Raw genomic sequence first — 24,493 nt, 5'->3', positions numbered from 1 at the left:
GGACGGATCATGCAGAACGCCCTGTCGGTCGATGTGGAGGACTGGTTCCAGGTCGGCGCGTTCGAGCGCACGATCGACCGCGCCGACTGGGACCGGCTGACCCACCGGGTCGAGGCCAATACGGACGCCGTCCTCGCCCTCTTCGCGGAGGCGGGCGTCCATGCGACCTTCTTCACGCTCGGCTGGGTCGCCGAACGCTACCCCGCGCTGATGCGTCGCATCGCCGATGCCGGGCACGAAGTCGCGAGCCATGGCTATGACCATGCCCGCGTTTTCACCTTCACCCCCGACCAGTTCCGCGCCGACCTCGCCAAGTCCCGCGCCATCCTGGAGGACGCGACCGGCCGCCCTGTCACCGGCTATCGTGCGCCCAGCTTCTCGATCGACCCGCGCACCCCCTGGGCGCACGCGATCCTGGCCGAAGCGGGCTATCGCTATTCCTCCAGCGTCGCGCCGATCCGCCACGATCATTATGGCTGGCCCGATTCGCCCCGCTTCGCCTGGAGGCCGCTGCCCGACTCGCCGCTGGTCGAACTGCCCGTCACCACCGCCAAATGGGGCAGTCGCACGCTGGCGGCCGGGGGAGGGGGCTTTTTCCGCCTTTTGCCCTACGCCTTCTCCCGCTGGGCGATCCGGCAGGTGAATGAGGAGGCCGGCCGCCCCGCCATCATCTATTTCCACCCGTGGGAAATCGACCCGGACCAGCCCCGCGTCGCCGGCGCGCCGCTCCGCTCGCGCCTGCGCCACTACAGCAATCTCTCGGTCATGGCCGCCAAGTTGCGCCGCCTGACCCGGGACTTCGCCTGGACCCGCGTCGATGCGCTCGCCGACGCCGAAGCGGCGCGCGCGGCATGAGGACCGGCACCGCCGCCGATCGCGCCGTGACGCAGATGAACCTCGCCGATCCCGCCCATGTCGCCGCGATCGACGCCTTCGTCCTGGCCCATCCTGCCGGCACCCCATTTCACCGCCCCGCCTGGCTGCGCGCGACCACGCAGGCGACCGGCCACCGCGCGCTCGTCCTCGCCAGCGTCGCGCCCTCGGGCCGGATCGACGGCCTGCTGCCGCTCCACCATGTGCGCAGCCGACTGTTCGGCGATGCCCTCGTCTCGACGGCCTTCGCCGTTGGTGGCGGCATCCTGGCTGAAGACCCGCGCGCCGTGCCCGCCCTTGCAGCGGCGGCGCAGGACATGGCAAAGACCATCCCCATCGAACTGCGCGGCGGGCCCAGCCCCGGCGGCGGCTGGCAGGCCCGCGAAGGCGAGCATCTCGGCTTCGTCCGTCCGCTCGCCGCCGATGACGAGGCCGAACTGCTCGCCATTCCCCGCAAGCACCGGGCCGAATTGCGCAAGGCACTCGCCAATCCTGCTCTCACCATCGAGACCGGCCGGTCGGATGCGCTGCGCCGCGCCCATTATCAGGTCTATGCGACAAGCGTCCGCAACCTCGGCACCCCTGTCTTCCCCGCCGCCCTGTTCGGCGCCGTGCTCGACGCCTTCGGCGACGACGCAGACCTGCTGATCGTCCGCGAAGGCGACCGCCCGGTCTCGGCGGTGCTCAGCCTCTATCATAACGGCCATGTCATGCCCTATTGGGGCGGCGGCGTGGCCGATGCGCGCCGGCTGCGCTCCAACGAACTCCTCTATTTCCGCCTCATGGGTCACGCCCGCGCGCGCGGCATGACCCATTTCGATTTCGGCCGGTCCAAGGTCGGCAGCGGCCAGGCGGCGTGGAAGAAGAGCTTCGGCTTCGCGCCGACCCCGCTCGTCTATCATGGCTGGTCACCCGACGGCACGACCCGCGACGTCAGCCCGACAAACGGCAAATATCAACGCCGTATCGAGCTTTGGAAGAAGCTGCCCTTGCCGATCGCCAACCTGCTTGGCCCGATGATTTCGCGCGGCCTTGGATGAAACGGATACGAAATGTTCAGTGCCCCCGGCTAGAAGCGCGATTGGGGCAGGGGGAATGGTAGCCATGAGCGCAATGTCGGGTCTCGTGTTCGCGATCGAGGAAGCGCGCCTGTCCGACGCGGCGGTCGTCGCCGAGCTAGACGCCTGGGTCCGTGCCCGTCCCGGATCGACGCCCTTCCACCGCCCCGGCTGGATCATGGGGGTGGAGGCCGGCACCGGCCAGAAGGCGAAGATGCTGGTCGCCCGCGCCGGAAGCAGCGCGATCCTCGGCCTGCTGCCGCTGACCTATATCCGCTCGGCCCTGTTCGGCCGCGCTCTGGTCGGCAGCGGCTTCGCGGTAGACGGCGGTATCCTCTCGACTCATCGACAGGTGAGCGAGGGGCTCGCCGACGCCGCCTGGACGCTCGCGCAGACGCTGGGCTGCGACACGCTGGAACTGCGCGGCGGGGAAGCGCCCAGGGCACAGGTCTGGCAGGAAAAGGCCGATGCCTATCTCGGCTTCGCCCGCCCGCTCGCCGCCGACGACGAAGCGGAACTCAAGGCCGTGCCCAAGCGCCACCGCGCCGAAATCCGCAAGGGGATGGCGAACGATCTGTCATTCGAGGTCGGCCGTGACAAGCGCCTGCGCGACATCCACTATCGCCTTTACGCCCACAGCGTCCACAATCTCGGTACGCCCGTCTTCCCCCGCGCCCTGTTCGACCAGATGCTGGACCGCTTCGGCGAGGATGCCGACATTGCGCTTGTGTCAAAGGACGGGACACCGCTCTCCGCCGTCATCAGCCTCTATCATCAGGGCGCCTGCATGCCCTATTGGCACGGGGCGGGCGAAGGCGCGCGGGCGATGCGCTCCAACGAATATCTCTATTTCCGCCTGATGGGCGCGGCGCGGGAACGGGGCTGCGCCATCTTCGACTTCGGCCGGTCGAAGGTCGGCACCGGCCCCGCCGCCTGGAAAAAGACCTGGGGGTTCGAGGGTGAGCCGCTCGGCTATTATCTCCGCACCGCGCCGGGCAAGGCGACCCGCGACGTCAACCCGCTCTCGCCCCAATATCGGCGCAAGGTCGAGCTTTGGAAGAAACTGCCCGAATCGCTCGCGACCCTGATCGGCCCGCATATCGCGCGGGGCCTGGGATGAGCGGCGACATCCTTTTCCTCTGCCACCGCATCCCCTTTCCCCCCGATCGCGGCGACAAGATACGCTCCTTCCATCTGCTCAAGCGCTTAGGCGAATTGGGGCCGGTCCATGTCGGCTGCTTCGCCGACGATGATCGCGACATGGGCTTTAAGGCCGAAATGGCGGCGCTCACCGCCAGCCAGTGCGTCCTGCCGCGCGACCGCTCCAAGATCGTCGCGGGTCTCACCGGCCTTGCGAAACGCCAGTCGCTACTGGTCGCTCTGTTCGATCATCCTGCGCTGCATCGCTGGGTTGTCCGGACCCTCGCCGAAAAGCCGATCCGCGCCGTCGTCGCCTATTCGGCGCAAATGGCGCATTTCGTGCCCGTGCTTCCCGCCGGCGTCCGCTTCCTCATGGACTTCGTCGATTTCGACTCGGCCAAATATGCCGCCTATGGCGCGGAAGGGGCTGGCCCGATGGCCTGGATCAACCGGCGCGAGGGCCGCGTGCTGCTCGATTTCGAGCGGCAGGTCGCCGCCCGCGCCGACATCAGCGCCTTCGTCAGCGAAGCCGAAGCCGCGCTCTTCCGCCAGGCAAGCGGCCTTGGCCCCGACCGGGTGGTCGCCATCGAAAATGGCGTCGCCCTCGAAACTTTTGATCCCGCCGCCGCATTCGCCTCGGTCGACCACGGCACCGGCCCGCTGCTCGTCTTCACGGGGCAGATGGACTATCGCCCCAATATGGAGGCGGTGGACAGTTTCGCCCGCCAGACTTTGCCCGCGATCCGCACCGTCCATCCCGACGCCCGCTTCGCCATCGTCGGCCGCAGCCCCGCGCCGCAGGTGCAGGCGCTTGGCAGCCTCCCCGGCGTCATCGTCACCGGCGCGGTGCCCGACGTGCGCGGCTGGCTTGCCGCCGCCGATGTCGTCGTCGCCCCGCTTCGCATCGCGCGCGGCGTCCAGAACAAGGTGCTCGAAGCCATGGCGATGGCCCGGCCCGTCGTCGCCTCGCCGCAGGCCGCCGAAGGCATCGATGCGCGGGACGAAGCGCATCTGCTCGTCGCCGCCAACCCGGCCGAGGAAGCCGCGAAGGTCATTGGCCTGCTCGCCGATCCGACACGCGCCGCCGCGCTGGGCCGTGCCGCCCGCGCCCGCATGGAGGAACGCTATCGCTGGTCCGCCACGCTCGCCGCCCTGCCGTCCATGCTCTTCCCGGCCGATCGGGCCAAGGTCGCCGCCGCATGACCGGCCGCGCCCTCCCGATGCAGCGCCCGATCATCGACCTCACCGGCTGGCGCGGGCATCTGACCGCGCTCGGCGTGGTCGCCTTCGCCATCCTTGCGCTCTTCGCTCGCGATGTGTGGAGCATGGTCTCGATCTGGTGGAATGCCTCCACCTTCGGCCATTGCCTCTTCATCCCCTTCCTCATCGCCTGGCTGGTGCAGCAACGGCTGCCCGGCCTGCGCCAGCTCGAACCGGTCGCCTGGGCGCCCGGCCTTATCTGGCTGGCGCTCGGCGCGTTCGCCTGGATGCTGGGCGCGGCGGCCGGGGTCGCGATGATCCGCCACGGCGCGCTGGTGCTGATGCTTCAGGGCGCGACCATCGCGCTGCTGGGGCCGGCGGTGGCCCGCGCCTTGCTCTTCCCGCTCTTCTACGCCTTCTTCATGGTCCCCTTCGGCGAGGAGATCGTTCCCGCGCTGCAATTGCTGACCGCGCGCCTCTCGCTCTTCTTCCTCGATCTAGTCGGCGTGCCCGCCCATATGGAGGGCATCTTCATCACCACGCCGACCGGCTATTTCGAGGTCGCCGAAGCCTGCTCGGGCGCGAAGTTCCTGATCGCCATGACGGCCTATGGCGCGCTCGTCTGCAACGTCTGCTTCCGCAGCTGGCAGCGGCGCATCCTGTTCATGGCCGGCGCGCTCGGCCTCTCGGTCCTCGCCAACGGCGTGCGCGCCTTCGCCACCATCCTCGTCGCGCATCTGACGACGGTCGACGCAGCGGTCGGCTTCGATCACGTCGTCTATGGCTGGGTCTTCTTCGCCATCGTCATGACGGTGGTGATGGCGACCGCCTGGCCCTTCTTCGACCGCAGGCCCGGCGACCCCTGGTTCGATCCGCGCGCGCTTCAAGGCGCCATGCCCCGGTCGTCGCCGATCGCGACCATGGCGGGCTTGTCGCTCGCGCTGATCGTCGCCGCGCCGCTCTGGCTCGCCGCCACCGCCGCCGCCGGCGCGCCGCTCCCCGCGTCGGTCAGCCTGCCGCAGGTCGCCGGCTGGTCCCGCACCGACGCGCGCCAGGCCTACCCGTGGAAACCCCGCTTCGACGGCGCGGACCACCTGATCACCGGCCGCTACCGCAATGCCGAGGGCCAGGTCGTCGATCTCGCCATCGCCGCCTTCGACCATCAGGATGAAGGGCGCGAACTGGTCGGCTTCGGCCAGGGCGCGGCCGATCCCGACAGCCAATGGGTCTGGTCCTCGCCCGCCCGCGCACCCACCGACGCGCGCGGCGAACAGATCACCGCTCCCGGCCCGGTCGTCCGCCACGTCGTCAGCTTCTACAGCGTCGGCGGAGCGGTGCCCACCGGCAGCAAACCCGCCGTCAAGCTCGCCACGCTGAAAACCCGACTCCTCGGCCAGGACCAGCGCGCCATTGCCATCCTCGTCTCGGCGGAAGAAGGAGAGGGGCAATCCGCCGACGCCGCCATCGCCGCCTTCCTCAAAGACCTGGGCGACGTGCAGCTTTTGGCTGACCGCGCGGCGGGCATCCGCTAGAGCGTCTCCCATGTGCGGCATAGCGGGCATCTTCCACCTCGAAACGGCCAAGCCCGTCGACCCCGCCCGCGTCCGCGCGATGCTGGACGTCATGCCCCATCGCGGCCCCGACGGAAGCGGCATCTGGACCGCGCCGGGCGTCGGCCTCGGCCACTTACGCCTCTCGATCATCGACTTGTCGGGCGGCGCGCAGCCGATGCTGACCGAGGATGAGAGCCTGGCCGTCGTCTTCAACGGCGAGATCTACAATTTCGCCGAAGTCCGCGCCGAGCTCGAAGCAAAGGGGCACATCTTCCGCACCCATAGCGACACCGAAGTCATCCTCCACGGCTACCGCCAATGGGGCGAGGATTGCGTGCAGCGTTTCAACGGCATGTTCGCCTTCGCCCTGTTCGACGCCCGCGCCCAGTCGCTCTGGCTGGCGCGCGACCGGCTGGGGGTAAAGCCGCTCCACTATGCGCTGCTCTCCGACGGCAGCCTGATCTTCGGCTCGGAATTGAAGAGCCTGCTCGCCCACCCGCTGCTCCGACGCGCGCCGGACCTTTCGGCGGTCGAGGATTATATGGCCTATGGCTATGTCCCCGACGACGCCTGCCTGGTCGCGGGCGTCAGGAAATTGGGGGCAGGGGAGACCCTCCGCCTCGTGCGCGGCCGGCCTTTGCCCCAGCCGACCCGCTATTGGGACGTCAGCTTCGCCGACCGCAGCAAGGCGAAGCCCGAAGCACTGGAGGAGGAACTGGTCGCGCTGATGCGCCAGGCGGTCCGGTCCCGCATGGTCGCCGACGTGCCGCTGGGCGCGTTCCTGTCCGGCGGCGTCGACAGCAGCAGCGTCGTCGCGCTGATGGCCGAAGCCTCGCGCCAGGCGGTCAAGACCTGCACCATCGGCTTCGACGTCGCCAGCCTAGACGAGACCGCCTATGCCGACCGCGTCGCCCGCCGCTTCGCCACCGATCATCGCACCCGCATCGTCTCGCCCGACGATTTCGGCCTGATCGACACGCTCGCCTTCCACTTCGACGAACCCTTCGCCGACGCCTCTGCGCTCCCCACCTACCGCGTCTGCGAACTCGCGCGCGAGCAGGTGACGGTGGCGCTCTCGGGCGACGGCGCGGACGAAGCCTTCGCCGGCTATCGCCGCCACCGCTTCCAGATGCAGGGCGAACGGCTGCGCGGCCTCCTGCCCGCCTCGGTGCGCCAGCCTTTGTTCGGCACGCTCGGCCGCTTCTATCCCAAGGCCGACTGGGCGCCCCGGCCGCTGCGCGCCAAGTCGACGCTGCTCGAACTGGCGGGGGAGGGGGGCGACGCCTATACCGCCTCGGTCGGCGTCACGCCCTCCGCCCTGCGCCAGCGCCTCTACAGCGCCGACCTCAAGGGCCGCATCGCCGGCTACCGCGCCGAGGACCGCTACATCAGGGCGATGGCGAACGCGCCTGCCCGCGACCCGCTCGACCGCGCCCAATATGCCGACATTCGCATCTGGCTCCCCGGCGACATCCTGACCAAGACCGACCGCATGAGCATGGCAGTCAGCCTGGAGGCGCGCGAGCCCCTGCTCGACTATCGGCTGGTCGAATTCGCCGCCCGCCTGCCGGTCGCCCAGCGCATCCGGGGCAACAGCGGCAAATATCTCATGAAGAAGGCGATGGAGCCCTTCCTGCCGCAGGACATACTCTACCGCCAGAAAATGGGCTTCGTCACGCCCATCAGCGCCTGGTTCCGCGGCGCTCTGGCCGGCGAGGCGACCGCGATCGCCGGCGGCTCGGCGCTGGCGAGAACCGGCTGGTTCGACGCAAAGATGCTGGCCAAGGTCGCCGCCGACCACAAAGCCGGCCTCGCCGACCATGGCCGCCTCCTCTGGCAATTGCTGATGCTCGATAAGTCTCTAACCCGCCTCTTCGGCATCTAATCCCTCTACCCGTTCGCCCTGAGCGAAGTCGAAGGGCAAGGCTGAGCGGAGCGAAGCCCTTCGTCAGGCTCAGCCCGAACGCTGTTTGAACGCTTGCCACCGCCCCCGCACAATGCCAACGCAGACGCCTATGATGATGCAGGGCGCCAGCGTGACGGTCTCCAAGGAAATGGTGCGGCTTCGGCTCTACGCCCTGTGCCTGGCCGGCGACATGGCGGGCCTGTTCTTGGCCTTCCTCGCCGCCAACGCCTTCGTCCTCGGCGCGCTGTGGGGGGAGCCGGGCAAGCCCCACGGCCTCGTCATGTTCGCGATGATCGCGCCGCTTTACGCCCTGCTCGCGGTGAAGGGCGGGGCCTATGGCATCAACACGCTAGACCGGGTCCGGCGCGGCATCTCCCGTGCGCTCTGGGCCTTGGCGCAGGCGGCGCTGCTGATGCTGCTGATCGTCTATCTGGGCAAGATCGCTGAGCAGCTCTCGCGTCTCACCTTCGTCACCGGCCTCGCCTTGGGCGCGGTCGCGCTCGCGCTGGTGCGGCTCGCCGTCGCCCGGCTCGCGGTCAGCCTGCTGGGCGATGTGCCGCACCTCACCGCCGTGATCCTCGACGGGGTCGCGATCGACGCTGGCCGCCATGTGGAGGTTATCCGCGCCGACGAAGCCAACCTCCATCCCGAACGGCACGATGCCGACATGGCTGCCCGCCTCGCCGGCGCGGTCGGCATGGCGGAGCGGGTGATCGTCGCCTGCCCGCTCGAACGGATGAATGACTGGTCGGCGGCCCTCAAATCCCTATCAGCGCGCGGCGAGATCGTCGTCCCCGAACTGCTCCGCTTCGCCCCGGCGCGCGTCGATGAGTTCGACGGCCAACCCACCATCATCGTCGCCGGCGGCCCGCTCCAGTTCCGCGACCGCCTCATCAAGCGCCTGTTCGACCTGGCTGTAGCCGGGATCGCCACGATCCTGCTCTCGCCCGTCCTCATCGCCGCCGCCCTCGCGGTGAAGCTCACCAGCGCCGGCCCCATCCTCTTCCGCCAGCCCCGCATCGGCAAGGACGCGCGTCCCTTCTCCATCTACAAGTTCCGCTCGATGCGGACCGACGCCAGCGACCACAGGGCCGCGACCCTCACCCGCCGCGACGACGACCGCGTGACCCCGGTCGGCGCTTTCCTCCGCAAGACCAGCATCGATGAACTGCCCCAGCTCTTCAACGTGCTGCGCGGCGACATGAGCATCGTTGGCCCACGCCCCCACGCCGCTGCCGCGAAGGCGGGCGACAGCCTCTATTGGGAGGTCGATGCGCGTTACTGGGAGCGCCACTGCATCAAGCCCGGCATGACCGGCCTCGCCCAGGTGCGCGGCCATCGCGGCTCCACCGACCATCATCAGGATCTCATCGACCGGCTGCAGTCGGACCTGGAATATGTCAGCGACTGGTCGATCTGGCGCGACCTCAGGATCATCGTCGCGACCTTGGGCGTGCTGGTCCACCACAAGGCATACTGAGCGCATGGCGACAAACCTGATCCTCGCTGCGATCCTGCTCCTGTGCCTCGTCGCGGTCGCGTGGCCGTTCCTGTTCTACCCGCTGGTCCTGCGCCTGCTGCCCACGCAGCCGGAGCATCCGGTCGAAGGCCCGCCACCCAGCGCCTCGCTCCTGTTCTGCGCCTTTAACGAGGCGGCGGCGATGCCCGAAAAGCTCGCCAACCTCGCGATGCTCAAGCGCCGCCACCCGGACCTCGACATCCTCGCCTTCGATGACGGCTCCTCGGACGGCACCGGCGACCTGATCGCGGCGCAGGGCGATCTCGTCACCCTCGTCCGTGGCCCCGGCCGCAGCGGCAAGGCGCACGGCATGAAGCAACTCGCCGCCCGCGCGCGCGGCGATGTTCTCATCTTCACCGACGCCAATGTGCTGCTGGACGAGGACGCCGTCGACCGTCTCCTCGCCCGCTACGCCGATCCGCAGATCGGCGGCGTCCTGGGTTCGCTCCACTATCTCGGCGCGGAGGGCAGCGCGACCGCCGCCGTCGGCTCGCTCTACTGGCGCATCGAGGAACGGCTAAAGGACGAGGAATCGCGTACCGGCAATGTGCTGGGCGCGGACGGCTCGATCTTCTCGATCCGCCGCAGCCTCTATCCCGATTTCCCCGACAGCGTGCTCGACGACCTCACTGTCTCCATGGCGGTCGTCTTCGCCGGCAAGCGCCTGATCAAGGCGAAGGACGTCATCGCCCGCGAACGGCTGGTGACGGCGCGTCGCGACGAATATCGGCGCAAGGTCCGCATCGCCGCCCGCGCCTGGCACACCCACCGCTACTTGGCGCCGCAACTCCGCCGCATGGCCGCGATCGACCGCTTCAAATATGCCTCGCGCAAGATCGTCCGCTGGTTTGGCGGCCTGTTCATTCTGGCCGGCGCCATCGCGGCGGGCGCGCTCGCGCTGCGCCTGTCGCCGACGCTCTACATGGCCGGCGGGCTGGCGCTGGTCTTCATCCTCTGGATCGGCATCCGCAGCAAGAGCGGCCCGCTCGCGACGCTGGTCGATATCCTGATCGCTTACGCCGCGACGCTCCAGGGCGTGGTCAAAGCGATGACCGGCCGCACCATCACCACCTGGAACCCCGCCCAGTCGCGATAGCGCGTCAGACGATCACGAAATCGGTCACCGTCAACTCGGTGCCGACAGCGAAATCGATATGCGCGATCAGGGTCTTGGCCGCCGCGCCATTGCCGTCGGGATCGAAGAAGAGCGCGCCCGTACTCTGTGAGAACAGAAAGCGATCGGCCGCGTCTTTCGCCGCCCCCACGCTGTTGCTGACGAAATTGCTCGCATCCACGCCCGTGATGCCGCCGAAGCCCGCGCTGTCGAACACGAGCTTGTCCTGCCCCTGCTGGAAATCATGCACAATGTCGCCGCCCTCGGCCGGGCTCAGCCAGACGAACCGGTCATGACCCAGACCTCCCACTAGATCGTCGGAACCCAGGCCGCCATAGAGCCGGTCGATGCCGCCGCCACCGCTGACCAGGTCATTGCCGTCCTCGCCGTAAAGCAGGTCGTCTCCCTCCCATCCGTCGAGCCGGTCGTCGCCCGCATCGCCATAAAGCCGATCGCCGTCTCCGTCGCCGTTCAGCGTATCGCGCCCGTCGCCACCAAAGATGATGTCGGCCCCGGCCCCGCCATAGGCGAGATCGTCCCCCGCTTCGCACCATATGCGATCGTCGCCGGCTCCGCCCAAAAGCGTATCCTTGCCGTCGCCGCCATAGATGCGGTCGTCGCCATTGTCGCCAGCCAGCAGATCGTTGCCGCCATAGCCGTAAAGCCTGTCGTCGTCGGCCCCGCCGTTCAGATAGTCATATTGTGCGCCCCCGAACAGCCGATCCTGCCCGGCGCCGCCGAACACATAGGCCTTGCCCCCGTTCGATTGGAACAGATCGTTGCCCGACCCGAAATAGACGTAAAGTTCCTCGATCGACTTGAGCGCCGTCACCGTCTGCGTCGTTCCGTCACCCATGTCCGCGGACACGCGGCTATGGGCCGATGTCAGGCTCAGATTCTGCGTGAAATTCTGGAGGTAGAGCGTAGCGCGGTCATATCCCGCCCCGCCATCGACATGGCTGCCGAACACGGTCGGATAGACGCCATAGTTGCCAAGATAAATGAAGTCGTCGCCATCGCCGCCGAAAATGACATCGCGCCCGCCATTGCCATTTATCGTGTCGTTGCCGGCGCGCGCGACGATGCGGTCGTCGGACGTGGTGCCGATCAGCCGGTTCTTCCCGGCATTGCCATAGATGTTCGCCATGATCCGTGCATCCTCCTCCGCCCCCGGATCGGGATCATCCCGCCGGGAATCTGATTTCGACGATGCGACCGCTCAGCGCAGCTCATGCCTGCGCTGTCGCACGCGACCATGACAGTGTTGCGGCCCGGAGTCGATCCTTGGCGCCTTCATTGACCTTTCACATAGACCCGCTTGCCGCCTACCCATGTCTCCAGCACCTGGGTCTGGCGAATGTCGGCGGGGCGGGCGGCGGATATGTCGCGGTCTATCAGCAGGAAGTCGGCACGTTGACCGGGCGCCAGGTTGCCGAATTTCTTCTCGGCGAAGCCCGCATAGGCGGCCCGGCGCGTGAAGCCGTCCAGCGCCGCTGTAAAGCTGATGCGCTGTTCGGGCATCCACCCGCCGATCGGTTCGCCCTTGGCGTCCTCGCGGCTCATCGCGACGGCGATACCGGCGAAGGGATTGGGGCTTTCGACCGGCACGTCCGATCCGAGGGCGAGGGGCACGCGATTGTCCAGCATCGCCTTCCACGCATAGGCGCCCTTCAGCCGCGCCTCGCCCATCCGCGCCGTCGCCATGCGCCAGTCCGACGCTTCGTGCACCGGCTGCATCGACGCGACCACGCCCAGCGTTCCGAAGCGCGGCAGGTCGGCCGGGTCGACGATCTGCGCATGTTCGATCCGCCAGCGCCGGTCGCCCTTGTAGGTGTCGCCCAGTTCCTCGATCGCGTTCAGCAGCTCATGGTTCGCCGCGTCGCCGATCGCGTGGACCGCGACCTGGAAATTGTCCATCGCCGCACGGCTCATATAGTTGCGAAGCTGCGTGTCGGAAATCATCGGCAGCCCGCGCTGCCCCGGCGCGTCGGCATAGTCGGCGCGCAGCCACGCCCCGCGCGATCCCAGCGCGCCGTCGAGCAGCAGCTTGATGCCCCCCATCCGCAGATGATCGTCATACAGCCACGGCGTCGGCTCCGGCCCGGCGATCAGCACCATATTGTCGAGGCCCGCGGCGTAGCTCATGATCCGCACGCGCAGCGCACCCCGATCGGCCGACCGGCGGAACGCCTGCCAATCCTCGATGCTGGTGCCCATGTCGGCGATGCCGGTAATGCCCTGCGCCAGCAGCGCGCGCTGCGCCTTTTCCAGCGCGATGTCCCTGTCCTTGGGCGCGGGCGGCGGCACGATTTTCTGGATAAGGTCCATCGCCTTGTCCACGAACACGCCAGCGGGCTTGCCCGCCGCCATCTCGATCCGCCCACCGACCGGCGCCTTGCTCGCGGCGGTCACCCCGGCAGCGCGGATCGCGGCGCTGTTGGCCCAGCCGGCATGGCCGTCCACCCGTTCCAGCCACACCGGCACGGTCGCTTCCGCCGCGTCCAGATCGGCGGCGGTCGGAAAGCGGCCCAGCCCCCATTGCTCCTGGTTCCAGCCGGTGCCGATGATCCATTTGAGCCCCGGATTGGCCTCCACATAGGCCCGGATCTTCGTCTGCGCTTCCGCCAGTGATCGGGTATCGGACAGGTCAAGCGTCACCAGGCTCAGGCCATAGCCCATCACATGCCCATGCGCGTCGATCAGGCCGGGGATCAGCGTCTTGCCGCCGCCGTCCAGCTTGAAGTCCGGCCCCTTGGGGCGCTCCGGCCAGGGTTGCCCACGCTTGGGCTTCTTGGGCTTATATTCGGGTTCCTGATAGCGCCCCTGGATCAGCTTCTCGACCTTGCCGTCATTGTCGATCAGCAGCGCGCCGAAGCGCACGATCCGCCCATCGGCGTCGATCGCGATGCCGTTCACATTGTCGATCACGCCCGACGCCAGAGCGGGGAGGGGGAGGGCGAGCGCGGCCAGCGCCGCCAGCAATGCGCGCCTCATGCGCGGGTGATCCGCCGCACGAGCGCGCTCGTATCCTGCCGGTGGCCGCCCATCGCCTGCACGTCCGCATAGAATTGATCGACCATCGCCGTCATCGGCAGTGTCGCGCCATTGGCGCGCGCCTCCTCCAGCGCCAGCCCCAGATCCTTGCGCATCCAATCGACCGCGAAGCCGAAATCAAACTCGTCCCGCGCCATCGTCTTCCAGCGATTCTCCATCTGCCAGCTCTGCGCCGCGCCGCCCGAAATCGCCTCGAACACCTTGTCGAGGTCCAGCTCGGCCGCCTGGGCAAAGCGCAGTGCCTCGGCCACCCCCTGCAACACGCCCGCGATGCAAATCTGGTTCACCATCTTGGTGGTCTGGCCCGCGCCCGCGCCGCCGACATGGATGATCCGCGCGGCATAGGCCTGCATCACGATCTGCGCGGCGGCAAAGGCCGGCTCGCTGCCCCCGCACATGATCGACAGCCGGCCATTCTCCGCGCCGGCCTGACCGCCGGAAACCGGCGCGTCGATGCTGTGGATGCCCAACGCCTCGCCCTCGACGAACAATTGCCGCGCGATCCGTGCCGATACGGTCGTATGATCGATGAACAGGCTGCCCGGCTTCATCGTGCGGAACGCGCCCTCGCGGCCCAGCGCGATCTGCGACAGGTCGTCGTCGTTGCCGACGCAACTGATGACGATGTCGGCATCCTCCGCCGCCTTGGCCGGGCTGATCGCCACCGCGCCGCCATAGGCTTCGGACCACAGCTTCGCCTTGCCGATGGAGCGGTTGTAGACGGTCAGGCTATGGCCCGCCTTTGCCAGATGCCCGGCGATCGGACCGCCCATTACGCCCAGGCCGATAAACGCGATATTTGCCATATGCCCCATAGGATTGCTGCGTTTTGACCGCCATAGGGCGAGTTTTCGGTCAGTGCCAGTTCCTTCGCCGGTAATTTTCGTCTAGGCGGCTTCCCATGAATACCCTTGCCAGGATCGACACCGCGCTTCCGCTCCCCGTCACGGTGGACGACATTCTCGCCGCGCGCACGCGCATTGCTGGGTCGATCGTCAAGACGCCGACCCTGGTCAGCCAGACCTTTTCGGACATGCTCGGCTGCAAAGTCTATCTGAAGTTCGAGAATCTTCAGTTCACCGCCGCTTATAAGGAGCGCGGCGCGCTCAACCGCCTCCTCCTGCTCGGCGACAAGGCAAAGGAAACGGGCGTCATTGCCGCGTCGGCGGGCAACCATGCGCAGGGGCTCGCCTATCATGGCAAGCGGCTCGGCGTGCCCGTCACCATCGTCATGCCGCAGACGACGCCGACGGTTAAGGTCACGCAGACTCAGGGCCATGGCGCGACGGTCGTGCTGCACGGCGAAAAGTTCGACGACGCCTACGCCCATGCCCGCCTGCTGGAGGTGGAGCAGGGCCTGACCTTCGTCCACCCCTTCGACGAGCCCGATATCATCGCGGGGCAGGGGACGATCGCGCTCGAAATGCTGGAGGATGCGCCGGACATCGACACGCTGGTCATTCCGATCGGCGGCGGCGGCCTGTTTTCCGGTGTGGGTACGGCCGCGCGTGCGATGAAACCCGACGTCGAGCTGGTGGGCGTGCAGGCCGAACTCTACCCGTCCATGTATGATTTCATCAAGAACGCCGATCTCGCCTGCGATGGCGACACGCTGGCCGAAGGGATCGCGGTCAAGCAGCCGGGTGAACTGACCCGCCGCTTCGTCGAGCGGCTGGCCGACGACATCGTTTTGGTCAGCGAACGGCGACTGGAAGAAGCGGTCAGCCTGTTGCTCCAGATCGAAAAGACGGTGGTGGAAGGGGCCGGCGCGGCCGGGCTGGCGGCGTTGCTATCGCATCGGGAACGCTTCGCCGGGCGCACCGTCGGCCTCATCCTGTGCGGCGGCAATATCGACACGCGGCTACTCGCCAACGTGCTGCTGCGCGATCTCGCCCGTTCGGGCCGGCTGGCGCGGCTGCGGATCATCCTTCAGGATCGCCCCGGCGCGCTCTTTCATGTGGCGCGCATCTTCGATCAGGAATCGGTCAACATCCTGGAGCTGGCGCATCAGCGCATCTTCACCAACCTGCCGGCCAAGGGTTTGAGCCTCGACGTCGAATGCGAGACCCGCGACCGCGCCCATCTTCAGCGGCTGATAACGGCCTTGGGCGAGGCCGGTTATGAAGTCGCGCCGATCGAGGTGGCTTAAGCGACGATTGTGACATTTTTTCGTGGTAAATGCCCTTTTCAGGGGCATCGGCCGTCGGCATAAACGCTGCATGAGGCGGAGGGCGCGCATGGTGGAATCGGGGGGAGAGGCATGACCGCGCCCTTTCGCTTTCCGCGCTTCTTCGTCACCAATCCGTCTCCCTGCCCCTATCTGCCGGGCAAGAGCGAGCGGAAGGTCTTTACCGAACTGAGCGGTGACAATGCCGGCGAATTGAACGATGCGCTCGGCCGCATCGGCTTCCGCCGCAGCCAGAATGTCGCCTATCGCCCAAGCTGCGCCGACTGCTCCGCCTGCGTGTCGGTCCGGGTCGTCGCGAAGGAATTCCGGCCCAACGCCACCCAGCGCAAGCTCATTCGCCGCAACAGCGACCTTCAGGTTACCGCCTGCAAGCCCTGGTCGACCGAGGAGCAGTTCGCATTGCTGCAACGCTACCTCCAGGCGCGGCATCCGGGTGGCGGCATGACCGAAATGGACGAAATGGATTTCGCCGACATGGTCGAACAGACCCCGGTGGACAGCTATGTCGTCGAATATCGCGAACCGTCCGTCGACGGGCGCGTCGGTCGCCTGGTCGGCGCCTGCCTCACCGACCGTCAAGGCGACGGGCTGTCGATGATCTACAGCTTTTTCGACACGCAGGCGGCGGACCGGCAGGGCCTCGGCAACTATATCATCATGGACCATATCCTGCGCGCGGCGGGCGCGGGGCTGCCTTATGTCTATCTTGGCTACTGGGTCGATGGGTCGCAGCGGATGCAGTATAAGATCCGCTACCGCCCGCTCGAAAAGCTCAGCCGTAACGGCTGGGTCCGGTTCGAGCCCGATGCGCCGCCACAGCGGGGAACCCTCCGCCGCGACGAGCCGCCGCTTCCGGTCGAACTGGCGGCGATGCTAAACCGCTGACGTCTTATCAGATGTTAGCGTTCGGTCGGACTTACCGATTGGAATTTATTTAACTTTTTCCGCTACGTCGGTCATATGACGGGACGCAGGGGCATTTTAATACGAGCGGCGCATGGACCGCTTCGCTGATCATCGCTTCAGCGATGCGCGGCTCGCGCTGGAATCCGGCCTTGCGGTCGGCGATTCCTTTCTGCCGGCCCAGGATCTTCTCCTCTCCCCGCTTTTCGAGCATGTCTCTCCTCCACTGCTGCGCTGGGTCGCGGATTCGCGCGGTCGGATCGGCGCGGTCGAGCGTGAAAGCAGCCACCTTGCACCCCGCCTCGCCGCCGATCCGGCGGGATTGGGCTGGCTTCACCTGCTTGACCGCGACGACCGCCGCACTGTGTTACGCGCGATGCTGGGCAATGCGAGCGGCACACCCGTCGTCGTGCGGCTGCGCTGCGCCAACGGACAGGCGCGCTGGTCGCAAATCCGCTTCGGCCGGATCGGCGCGTCGGGGCCGGGCGGCCGCTGGTATGGCACGGTCGAGGATATTCACGATCAGCGCGACCGGGAAGCCCGCCTGCTTGCGGAGGCGCTGACCGAAAGCCGCGAACATTATCGCTGGTCGGTCGATCTCAGCCCGCAGGTGCCCTGGACGGCGGCGCCAGACGGCAGCATCCAGGAAGTCGGCCCACGCTGGCAGGAACTGACCGGCATGACGCCCGACCAGGCGCTCGGCACCGGCTGGATCGGCGCGCTCCATCCCGATGACCTGGAGCCGACCATTTCGATCTGGACCGCCCACCTGTCGAGCGGGGCGCCTGTCGACATCGACTATCGCATCCGGCTGCGCGACGGCGGCTATCGCTGGATGCGCGCCCGCGCATCGGCCCGATGCGACGCGGACGGCAGGGTCATCCGCTGGTACGGCACACTGGAGGATGTCCATGCCGAACGGCTGGCGCAACAGGCGCTCAGCGAAAGCGAGGAGCGTTTCCGCTTGGCGATCCAGTCGGCGCGGCTCGGCATTTGGGACTTCGACTGCGTGACGGGCGTGCGGACATGGTCGCCCGAATTTCGCCGGATGCTGGGCCTTAGCGACGATCAGCCCGCCACTGCCGAACTGGCGCTGGGCCTTGTCCATGAAGATGATCGGGACCGGCTGCGCGCCACGCTCGATTTGGTCGCCTCCGGCGCGCTGCCCCAGCATTTCGAGGCCACGCTTCGCATCCATCGCGCCGACACAGGCGCGCTGCGCTGGATTCGCAGCACCGGATGGACCACCCGGTCGGATGCGGGAAAACCGCAGCGGATCATCGTCACCTTCCTCGACGTTACCGAGGAGCGCGACGCTGAGGATCGGGTCCGCTGGGCCGCAACCCATGACGCGATGACGCGCCTGCCCAACCGCGCGCTCTGGCAGGCGTCGCTGGAGGGCTTGGCGGGGCAGGCGCAGGCGGAGGGCAGGGGCTTTGGCCTCATGCTGCTCGATATCGACGATTTGAAGCGCACCAACGACTCGCTGGGGCATGATGCCGGGGACGCGCTGCTGTGCGGCTTTGCGGCAAAGCTCGCGGCGATCGCGCCGCCTGATGCCATGCTGGGCCGGCTGGGCGGCGACGAATTCGGCCTGGTCGCCCCGTCCATCGCCGACGCGGCCGCGCTGCAATCGCTCGCCGACCGAATCATGGAAAGCGCGCGTACGCCGCTCGCGCATCAGGGGCGGCAGCTCGATTGCGGGGTCAGCATCGGAGGCGCGATCTTCGGCGACCATGCCGATCGCGCCGACGATCTGCTGAAGGCGGCGGACCTTGCCCTCTATGCTTCCAAGCGCGACGGACGCGGGCGGCTCACCCTGTTCCACCCCACTCTTCGCGCCGAAGCGCAGCAGCGCGATTCGATGATCCGCATGGCGCGCCATGTGGTCGCCGACCGGCTCGTCGTCCCCTTTTATCAGCCCCGCATCGACATGCGCTCGGGCGTCACGCTGGGCTATGAGGCGCTGCTGCGCTGGCGGCATCCACGCATGGGCATACAGTTGCCCGCCAGCATCGTTGCCGCCTTCGATCATGCGGAGATCGCCGTCGGCCTCACGGCGCTGATGCTGGATGCGGTGCTGGCCGACCTGCGCGGCTGGCTGGACGCTGGCCTTGATCCCGGCCGGGTCGCGATCAACGCTGCGGCTGCCGATTTCGCGCATGGTGACTTCGCCGACCGGGTGTTGAGCGGCCTCGCCCGTGCCGGCGTCCCGCCCCACCATTTTGAGGTGGAAGTGACCGAGAGCGTCTTTCTTGATCGCGGCGCCGATCAGGTCGCGCGCGCGCTGCGCCACTTCGTCGACGCAGGCGTCCGCGTGGCGCTCGACGATTTCGGCACGGGCTTCGCCTCGCTCACCCATCTCAAACGCTATCCGGTCGACGTGCTCAAGATCGACCGCAGCTTCGTGCAGGATATCGATCGCGACAGCTGCAACGCCGCCATCGTCGATGCGATCGTGAAGCTCGGCGGCAGCTTCGGCATGGAAGTGGTGGCCGAAGGCGTCGAAACCGCCGCTCAAGTCGAAATATTGGTGGGGCTGGGCTGCGTGGTCGGCCAGGGCTTTCACCTCGGCCGACCTCAGAGCGCGACCGTCTTCCGGCCGCGCCCCGCCTGAGCCGCCTTTATTTGCAGCGGCAGCTCCGCGCGCGACGGCGCACCGGCTTGCGATAGCCGACCGTCTCGGTGACGTAGGTCGTCGTGGTGGTCGTCGTCACCGCCGGCTGCACCGTCACGGTCGTCACGACCGGCGCAGGATAATAATAGCCGCCCGAAATATAGCCGCCCGCCGGCACCGCCGGAGCGGCCCCGTGCGACCAGTGCGGCCCGCCGGCATAGGGCGGCGCATCATAATCGACCCCCGCGCCGCGCACCTGCCCTTCGAACTTGCCGTCGTAGGTGCCGCTCACCTTCCGGCCGTCGTCGGTCGTCCAGGTGCCGGTCCAGCGGCCTTCATAATCGTTCTGCGTCGTCACGCTGTCGTCGGCATAGCCATAGCCATAATCATAGGCCGCGCCGGGCCGACGGGGCGGCGGGGCGTCGCGGCGCCAATCTCCTTCAGTCCTGCTATCCTCCGCCTTGTCGATCGCCATGCCCGCGACCGCGCCGACGCCTGCACCGATCAGCGTGCCGGCGGTGCGGTTGCCGCGTCCGGCGATGCGATTACCGGCAATGCCGCCGACGACCGCGCCGATCGCCGCGCCGCCCACGCCATTGTCGCGGCGGGGCGCGTCATAATCATAGTCGCGATCGTCATAGCCGCCCTCATAGCGGCCCCAGTCGACATCGCTGCGCGAATCATAGACGCGGCCATAGCGATCGGTCATCACCGCATCGTCATAATAGCGCGACCAGCCATAGCCATAGCCGGGCGCGGGCAGGCCATAGGCACCGTAATTGCCAATATAGTAATTGGGACTGATCCAGTAGCTCGGCAGCACATAGCCATAGGCCGGACGGCGATATGCGCCCCATCCGCCCGGCGCGCGCCAGCCGGCATACCAGCGGCCATTATAACGCTGACCCCAGCGATGACCGCCGCCGTTCCAGCCTCCGCCGTGCCAGGTGCCGCCACGCGGCGGCATGTGCATGCCCGGCCGGGGCATATGCATGCCGGGGCGCGGCATATGACCGCCGCTCCACCCCTTGCCGCCCGCGCCTCCCGCAAAAGCAGGCGTCGCCACGCCGGCCAGACTGGCGGCAGCGCCCAGAAGCAATAGGCCGGATATCCTCATGGTTAACGCTCCCTGTTTCGGCACGATGCGCGGCAGGCGCGCGGACCGGATGCTAACGCCTCGTTTAGCATGACGATCCGCCGCATTCCACGATTCGACGCGGCCGTTCCTGTCCCGAAACGGGGCGGGGGAAGGTTAACGGATCAGGCGATGCGCCCCGCGACCAGCGTCACCAGCCGCTCCAGCCCGTCCGCGTCCTGCGAGTCGAACCGGGCGGGCCTCGGGCTATCGAGATCGAGCACGCCGACCAGCCGCTCGCCGAGCTTAACCGGTACGACGATCTCGGACGCGCTCGCCGCGTCGCAGGCGATATGGCCGGGGAAGGCGTGGACATCGGCGACCAGTTGGGTCTCGCCGGTCGCCGCCGCCGCGCCGCACACCCCGCGCCCTACCGGAATGCGGATGCAGGCCGGCTTGCCCTGGAACGGCCCCAGCACCAGCTCGCCTTCGACCATGCGATAGAAGCCCGCCCAGTTGAGATCGGGCAGATATTGCCAGATCAGTGCCGACAGGTTCGCCATGTTGGCGATAGGATCGGGCTCCCCAGCCGTCAGCGCGTCGGCTGCGGACAGGAGGTCGGCGTAGAGAGTCGCCTTGTCGGCGTCGGCGGTGGGAGCGAAATCATACATGCCGCCTATGTAGGGCGTCGCGCCCGTCCGGCCAAGCCGTCGCGTCAGCGCCGGATACAGGCGACCAGCGCTACCGGACCGCGCCCGAAGTCGCGACAGTCCCAGCGCGGATCGATCGCCGGGATGCGCCACGGGTGGACGCGCCCGCGCGTGCCGGGAATGTTGACGTCATATGTCCACAGGATCGCCGTGCCCGGTTCCTGACCCGCCGCCTGCAACAGCGTCAGGTTAGGGTCGCCGTCGCGCGGCCAGGGCGGCGTGATGACCGGGATATCGATCCCGTCGCGCCGCAGGAAGAAGCTGCCGACCGCCGCCATATGCCTGTTCGGATCGGGGATCATCGCGGTCGGACCGTCCCACAGGAACACCAGCCTGCGCGGGCGCTGCGCCGCGATCCAGCGCGACGGCAGCTCGAAATTGAAGATATAGCGATAATCCGCCTCGGGATGCCGGATATAGCCCGCAAGCTGCGCCGCCGCCGATCCCAGCAGCGCGCACAGCAGCACCGGCACGAGTAGCGGCGTCAGCGCCATCGTCCGCCGCACCCACAGCGCCATCCCCAGAAAGATCGCTGGGATATAGGGCAGCACATAGCGCGGCGTGAAGGTCGGCACGACAAAGCCCGCCATCAGCAGCGCCAGCAGCGCGACCAGCCCGCTCGCCGCCACTGCCGTCTCGCCGGGCGTATAGGGCCAGCGCGCCTTGCTCGCCCAAGCCGCGCGCGCCTCCATCGTGACCTGCGCCGCCATGCCCGTCAGCAGCAGCACGCCCGGCCAGCTCATGCCGGTCAGCAGCAGCGGGATCAGCCACAGCGCCTCGGGCTGCAACAACCGATACCAGTTGGCGTCCGATGTCGCGAAGCCCAGCACGAAGGGCAGATGATAGCTCGCCCACAGCGCCATCGGGACGAGGGGGGCCAGCGCCGGCCAGGTCCGCACCGCGCGCCTGCGGCAGATCGCCAGATAGACGAGGCCCTGAATCCCGCAGATCAGCGCCGCATAATAATGGGTCAGCACCATCAGCGCCGACAGGCTGGTCCATGCGAGCGCGCGGCGGGTGGTCGGCGCATCGATCATGCGGACATAGGCGATGGTCTGGAGGCAGGCGAGCAGCAGCAGCAGCGCGTAGGGTCGCGCCTCGGTCGCCGAATCAAAGCCCACGACCGACAGCGCCAGGATCGCCGCCCACAGCATCCGCACATCGCGGTCGCGATGGCCCCACCGCAGCACCACCAGCGGCGCGGCGATCGACAGCGCCAGGCTCGGCAGCCGTAGTGCCAGATCGCTGTTGCCCGCGACCTTCTCCCACAGGAACAGCGCGCCATAATAGACCGGCCCGCTCATTTCGGTAAGCGCCCAACGCAGGAAATGGGCAAAATCAGGCTGGCTGGCGATCTCGGCGGAGAAGGTTTCGTCCAGCCACAGTGGCGCGTCGATCCCGGCATAGAGGCGGCAGGCAAGCCCTAGCAGCAGCGCCGCGCCAGTCAGCATCGGCAGCAGGCGCGGCATCGCCGCGCGCAGCGACGCGAAACTTGTCGATGGCGGAGCGGGCAGGGCGATATCAGCCATGGCGCGCGCGCTTCACACAGGCGAGCACGGTGATCGGCCGCCGCCCAAAATCGCGGCACAGCCAGTTCGGATTATTGCGCGCTATCACCCAGGGATGATCGCGGCCGAGCGTTCCCCTCACCCCCGCATCATAGGCCCAAAGGATCGCCGTCCCCGGCTCCTGATCGGCCAGCGCGGGCAGCATGGCGTTGGGATCATCGCCGCGACGCCACTGCGGCACTACGACTTTGACCGGCCGGCCTGCCCGCGCAAAGAAATAGCCGCCGATCTTCGCCATATTGCCGTCGGGGTCGGGCAGGACGGCCGCCGGATTGTCCCAGAAGAAGATGAGCCGCTCCGCTCCCTGCGCCGCGATCCAGCCGGACGGCTGCTCCAGATTATAGGCATAGCGGAAATCGGCCTGCGGATCGCGGATATAGCCGATCAGCTGCGTCGCCGCCGCCGCGATCATCACCGCCAGCAGCGGCGCGGCGATCAGCGGCCCCCGCGTCCCCATCCGCCGGACCCAAAGCGCGATGCCCGCCAGCATCGCCGGCACGAAGGGGAGGACGTAGCGCACCGAAAAGGACGGCGCGACAAAGCCCATGCCCATCACCAGCGCCAGCGCCAGCCAGCCGCTCGCCACGAGCGCCGTCTCGCCGGCGCTGTAGGGCCAACGGCAGCGCCCGCGAAGCGTCTGCACAATGTCATGCCCGAAGCTGACGCCAAGCCCCGCGATCAGCACCGTCCCGACCCAGGGCAGCCCCGCGATCAGCGACGGCACCAGCCACAGCGCGCCCGGCCCCAGCACATCGTACCAGACCGTGTCCTTGTTGGCATAGCTCAGGTGAAAGGGGATATGCACCGCCATCCACGCCGCCATCGGCAGCAGGGGCGCCAGCGCCGGCCAGGTCCGCAGCGCCCGCTCCCGGCAGAGCGCCAGATAGGCGATCCCCTGTATCCCGCACAAAATGGCGGCATGATAATGGGTCAGTACCGCCAATGCCGACAGGCTGGTCCAGATGAAGGCATGGCCCACCGTCGGCCGCTCGATCAGCCGCAGAAACGCGATCGCCTGTGCGCTCGCGAGCAGCAGCAGCAGCGCATAGGGTCGCGCCTGCGTCGCCGTGTCGAACGCCATGATCGACAGCGCGATCATCGCGGCCCAGATTATCCGCACCTGCCGGTCGGGATGGCCCTTCCACAGGATCAGCAGCGGCGTCGCGATCGACAGGATCAGGCTCGGCAGGCGCAGCACGACATTGCCGTCGCCCGCGATATGCTGCCACACGAACAGCAGGGAATAATAAGCGGGGCCGCTCAGCTCATGCAGCATCCAGCGTACCGCGCCCGCGCCGTCCTGCGACGCGATGGCGGCGGAAAATGTCTCGTCGAACCAGAGCGGCGCATCGATCCCGGCGAACAGGCGACAGGCGATGCCGACGCCGATCGCGGTCCAGCACAGGGGCGCGACCAGATCGGCGATCAGCCCCGGCGTCGCGGCGTCGCGCGGCAGCGTCACCCCGGTCATCGCGCCCCCCGATCCGATCGTCCCCATGTCCGCGCCTCCTGCTGATGCAGGCGGGACTAACAGCCAGATGCTAAGAAATTCTTTACCATCTTCTTGGGGGCGCGGTGTCAGTCGATCGACACCTTGCCGCGACCCTGCTTCACGGAGCTGCGCGCCTTCTTCGCATCCACCCGCCGCGCCTTGGCCGCCTTGCCGGGCTTGGTCGGGCGACGCTTCTTCGGCACGATCAGCGCCTCGCGGATCATCTCGATCAGCCGGTCGCGCACCTCCTGCCGATTGAGCAATTGCGACCGCGCCCCCTCGCTCCGCAGCACCAGCACCCCCTCCCGCGTCATCCGCGACCCCGCGATGACGGCGAGCCGATGCTTGACCGCGTCAGGCAGGCTGGGCGATCCCGCGACATCGAAGCGCAGCATCACCGCGCTGTCGGTGGTATTCACATGCTGCCCTCCCGGCCCGGACGCGCGCGTGAAGCTCTCGACCAGTTCGTCGCTGTCGATGGCGATGGAGCGGGAGATGGGGATGGCTACCATGTTGCCGCCAT

Annotated in this window: 19 protein-coding genes; 11 read left to right on the top strand and 8 right to left on the bottom strand. The window is 67.8% G+C overall.

The window, feature by feature from the left end; translation table 11 throughout:
* Positions 1-9: 9 nt before the first annotated feature.
* The 8 genes from ACETPF_RS08100 to ACETPF_RS08065 all read left to right on the top strand — a co-directional run bounded on the left by ACETPF_RS08100 (position 10) and on the right by ACETPF_RS08065 (position 10,345).
* The gene (locus ACETPF_RS08100) at positions 10-855 is read left to right on the top strand and encodes an XrtA system polysaccharide deacetylase (protein WP_373933931.1); all 846 of its coding nucleotides are present in this window, start codon (positions 10-12) and stop codon (positions 853-855) included.
* Positions 852-1,913 carry a FemAB family XrtA/PEP-CTERM system-associated protein gene (locus tag ACETPF_RS08095; protein ID WP_373933930.1) on the top strand — a complete coding sequence of 354 codons (1,062 nt, stop codon included), beginning with the start codon at positions 852-854 and terminating at the stop codon, positions 1,911-1,913. The genes ACETPF_RS08100 and ACETPF_RS08095 overlap by 4 nt, the downstream gene beginning before the upstream one ends.
* 64 nt (positions 1,914-1,977) lie before the next feature.
* Complete coding sequence (locus ACETPF_RS08090; RefSeq protein ID WP_373933929.1) at positions 1,978-3,051, top strand: FemAB family XrtA/PEP-CTERM system-associated protein; 1,074 nt, start codon at positions 1,978-1,980, stop codon at positions 3,049-3,051.
* Entirely contained in the window at positions 3,048-4,274 is a 1,227-nt protein-coding gene (locus tag ACETPF_RS08085) for a TIGR03087 family PEP-CTERM/XrtA system glycosyltransferase (protein WP_373933928.1), read from the top strand. Before ACETPF_RS08090 ends, ACETPF_RS08085 begins: the two co-directional genes overlap by 4 nt.
* Positions 4,271-5,803, top strand: a complete 1,533-nt coding sequence (xrtA, locus tag ACETPF_RS08080) for an exosortase A (RefSeq protein ID WP_373933927.1) — start codon at positions 4,271-4,273, stop codon at positions 5,801-5,803. Before ACETPF_RS08085 ends, xrtA begins: the two co-directional genes overlap by 4 nt.
* Before the next feature lie 10 nt (positions 5,804-5,813).
* Positions 5,814-7,709 (top strand): XrtA/PEP-CTERM system amidotransferase, encoded by a 1,896-nt coding sequence (locus ACETPF_RS08075; RefSeq protein WP_373933926.1) that lies wholly within the window; start codon positions 5,814-5,816, stop codon positions 7,707-7,709.
* Between the two features lie 130 nt (positions 7,710-7,839).
* Entirely contained in the window at positions 7,840-9,210 is a 1,371-nt protein-coding gene (locus ACETPF_RS08070; RefSeq protein WP_373933925.1) for a sugar transferase, read from the top strand.
* A gap of 4 nt (positions 9,211-9,214) precedes the next feature.
* Entirely contained in the window at positions 9,215-10,345 is a 1,131-nt protein-coding gene (locus ACETPF_RS08065; RefSeq protein WP_373933924.1) for a glycosyltransferase family 2 protein, read from the top strand.
* Between the two features lie 4 nt (positions 10,346-10,349).
* On the opposite strand, the gene ACETPF_RS08060 is transcribed toward ACETPF_RS08065, so the two are convergent.
* The 3 genes from ACETPF_RS08060 to ACETPF_RS08050 form a co-directional block, all read right to left on the bottom strand.
* Positions 10,350-11,510 (bottom strand): calcium-binding protein, encoded by a 1,161-nt coding sequence (locus ACETPF_RS08060; protein ID WP_373933923.1) that lies wholly within the window; start codon positions 11,508-11,510, stop codon positions 10,350-10,352.
* Positions 11,511-11,656: 146 nt separating this feature from the next.
* The gene (locus tag ACETPF_RS08055; RefSeq protein WP_373933922.1) at positions 11,657-13,357 is read right to left on the bottom strand and encodes an amidohydrolase; all 1,701 of its coding nucleotides are present in this window, start codon (positions 13,355-13,357) and stop codon (positions 11,657-11,659) included.
* A complete protein-coding gene (locus ACETPF_RS08050) occupies positions 13,354-14,223 on the bottom strand; it encodes an NAD(P)-dependent oxidoreductase (protein WP_373933921.1) in 870 nt (289 codons plus the stop codon). The genes ACETPF_RS08055 and ACETPF_RS08050 overlap by 4 nt, the downstream gene beginning before the upstream one ends.
* 95 nt (positions 14,224-14,318) lie before the next feature.
* Here ACETPF_RS08050 and ACETPF_RS08045 point away from each other — a divergent pair, with 95 nt between their 5' ends.
* The 3 genes from ACETPF_RS08045 (at position 14,319) to ACETPF_RS08035 (ending at position 19,125) form a co-directional block, all read left to right on the top strand.
* Positions 14,319-15,566, top strand: a complete 1,248-nt coding sequence (locus ACETPF_RS08045; RefSeq protein WP_373933920.1) for a threonine ammonia-lyase — start codon at positions 14,319-14,321, stop codon at positions 15,564-15,566.
* Between the two features lie 111 nt (positions 15,567-15,677).
* A complete protein-coding gene (locus tag ACETPF_RS08040; protein ID WP_373933919.1) occupies positions 15,678-16,490 on the top strand; it encodes an arginyltransferase in 813 nt (270 codons plus the stop codon).
* Positions 16,491-16,602: 112 nt separating this feature from the next.
* Positions 16,603-19,125 (top strand): putative bifunctional diguanylate cyclase/phosphodiesterase, encoded by a 2,523-nt coding sequence (locus ACETPF_RS08035; RefSeq protein WP_373933918.1) that lies wholly within the window; start codon positions 16,603-16,605, stop codon positions 19,123-19,125.
* 7 nt (positions 19,126-19,132) lie between these two features.
* Here ACETPF_RS08035 and ACETPF_RS08030 read toward each other — a convergent pair whose 3' ends face one another.
* The 5 genes from ACETPF_RS08030 to arfB all read right to left on the bottom strand — a co-directional run bounded on the left by ACETPF_RS08030 (position 19,133) and on the right by arfB (position 24,482).
* Positions 19,133-20,242 (bottom strand): RcnB family protein, encoded by a 1,110-nt coding sequence (locus tag ACETPF_RS08030; RefSeq protein WP_373933917.1) that lies wholly within the window; start codon positions 20,240-20,242, stop codon positions 19,133-19,135.
* A 143-nt stretch (positions 20,243-20,385) separates the two neighbouring features.
* On the bottom strand, positions 20,386-20,871 hold the full coding sequence (locus ACETPF_RS08025; protein ID WP_373933916.1) for a free L-methionine (R)-S-oxide reductase MsrC: 486 nt from the start codon (positions 20,869-20,871) through the stop codon (positions 20,386-20,388).
* A 44-nt stretch (positions 20,872-20,915) separates the two neighbouring features.
* The gene (locus ACETPF_RS08020; RefSeq protein WP_373933915.1) at positions 20,916-22,439 is read right to left on the bottom strand and encodes a hypothetical protein; all 1,524 of its coding nucleotides are present in this window, start codon (positions 22,437-22,439) and stop codon (positions 20,916-20,918) included.
* Positions 22,432-23,976, bottom strand: coding sequence for a hypothetical protein (locus tag ACETPF_RS08015; RefSeq protein ID WP_373933914.1), 1,545 nt, complete (start codon positions 23,974-23,976; stop codon positions 22,432-22,434). Before ACETPF_RS08015 ends, ACETPF_RS08020 begins: the two co-directional genes overlap by 8 nt.
* Before the next feature lie 80 nt (positions 23,977-24,056).
* Complete coding sequence (gene arfB / locus ACETPF_RS08010) at positions 24,057-24,482, bottom strand: alternative ribosome rescue aminoacyl-tRNA hydrolase ArfB (RefSeq protein ID WP_373933913.1); 426 nt, start codon at positions 24,480-24,482, stop codon at positions 24,057-24,059.
* Positions 24,483-24,493 lie beyond the last annotated feature (11 nt).

Source organism: Sphingobium agrisoli (genome assembly GCF_041877245.1).
Classification (GTDB): domain Bacteria; phylum Pseudomonadota; class Alphaproteobacteria; order Sphingomonadales; family Sphingomonadaceae; genus Sphingobium.
Note: the sequence above shows the minus strand (reverse complement) of the source record. Positions and strands in the feature narration are given on the sequence as shown.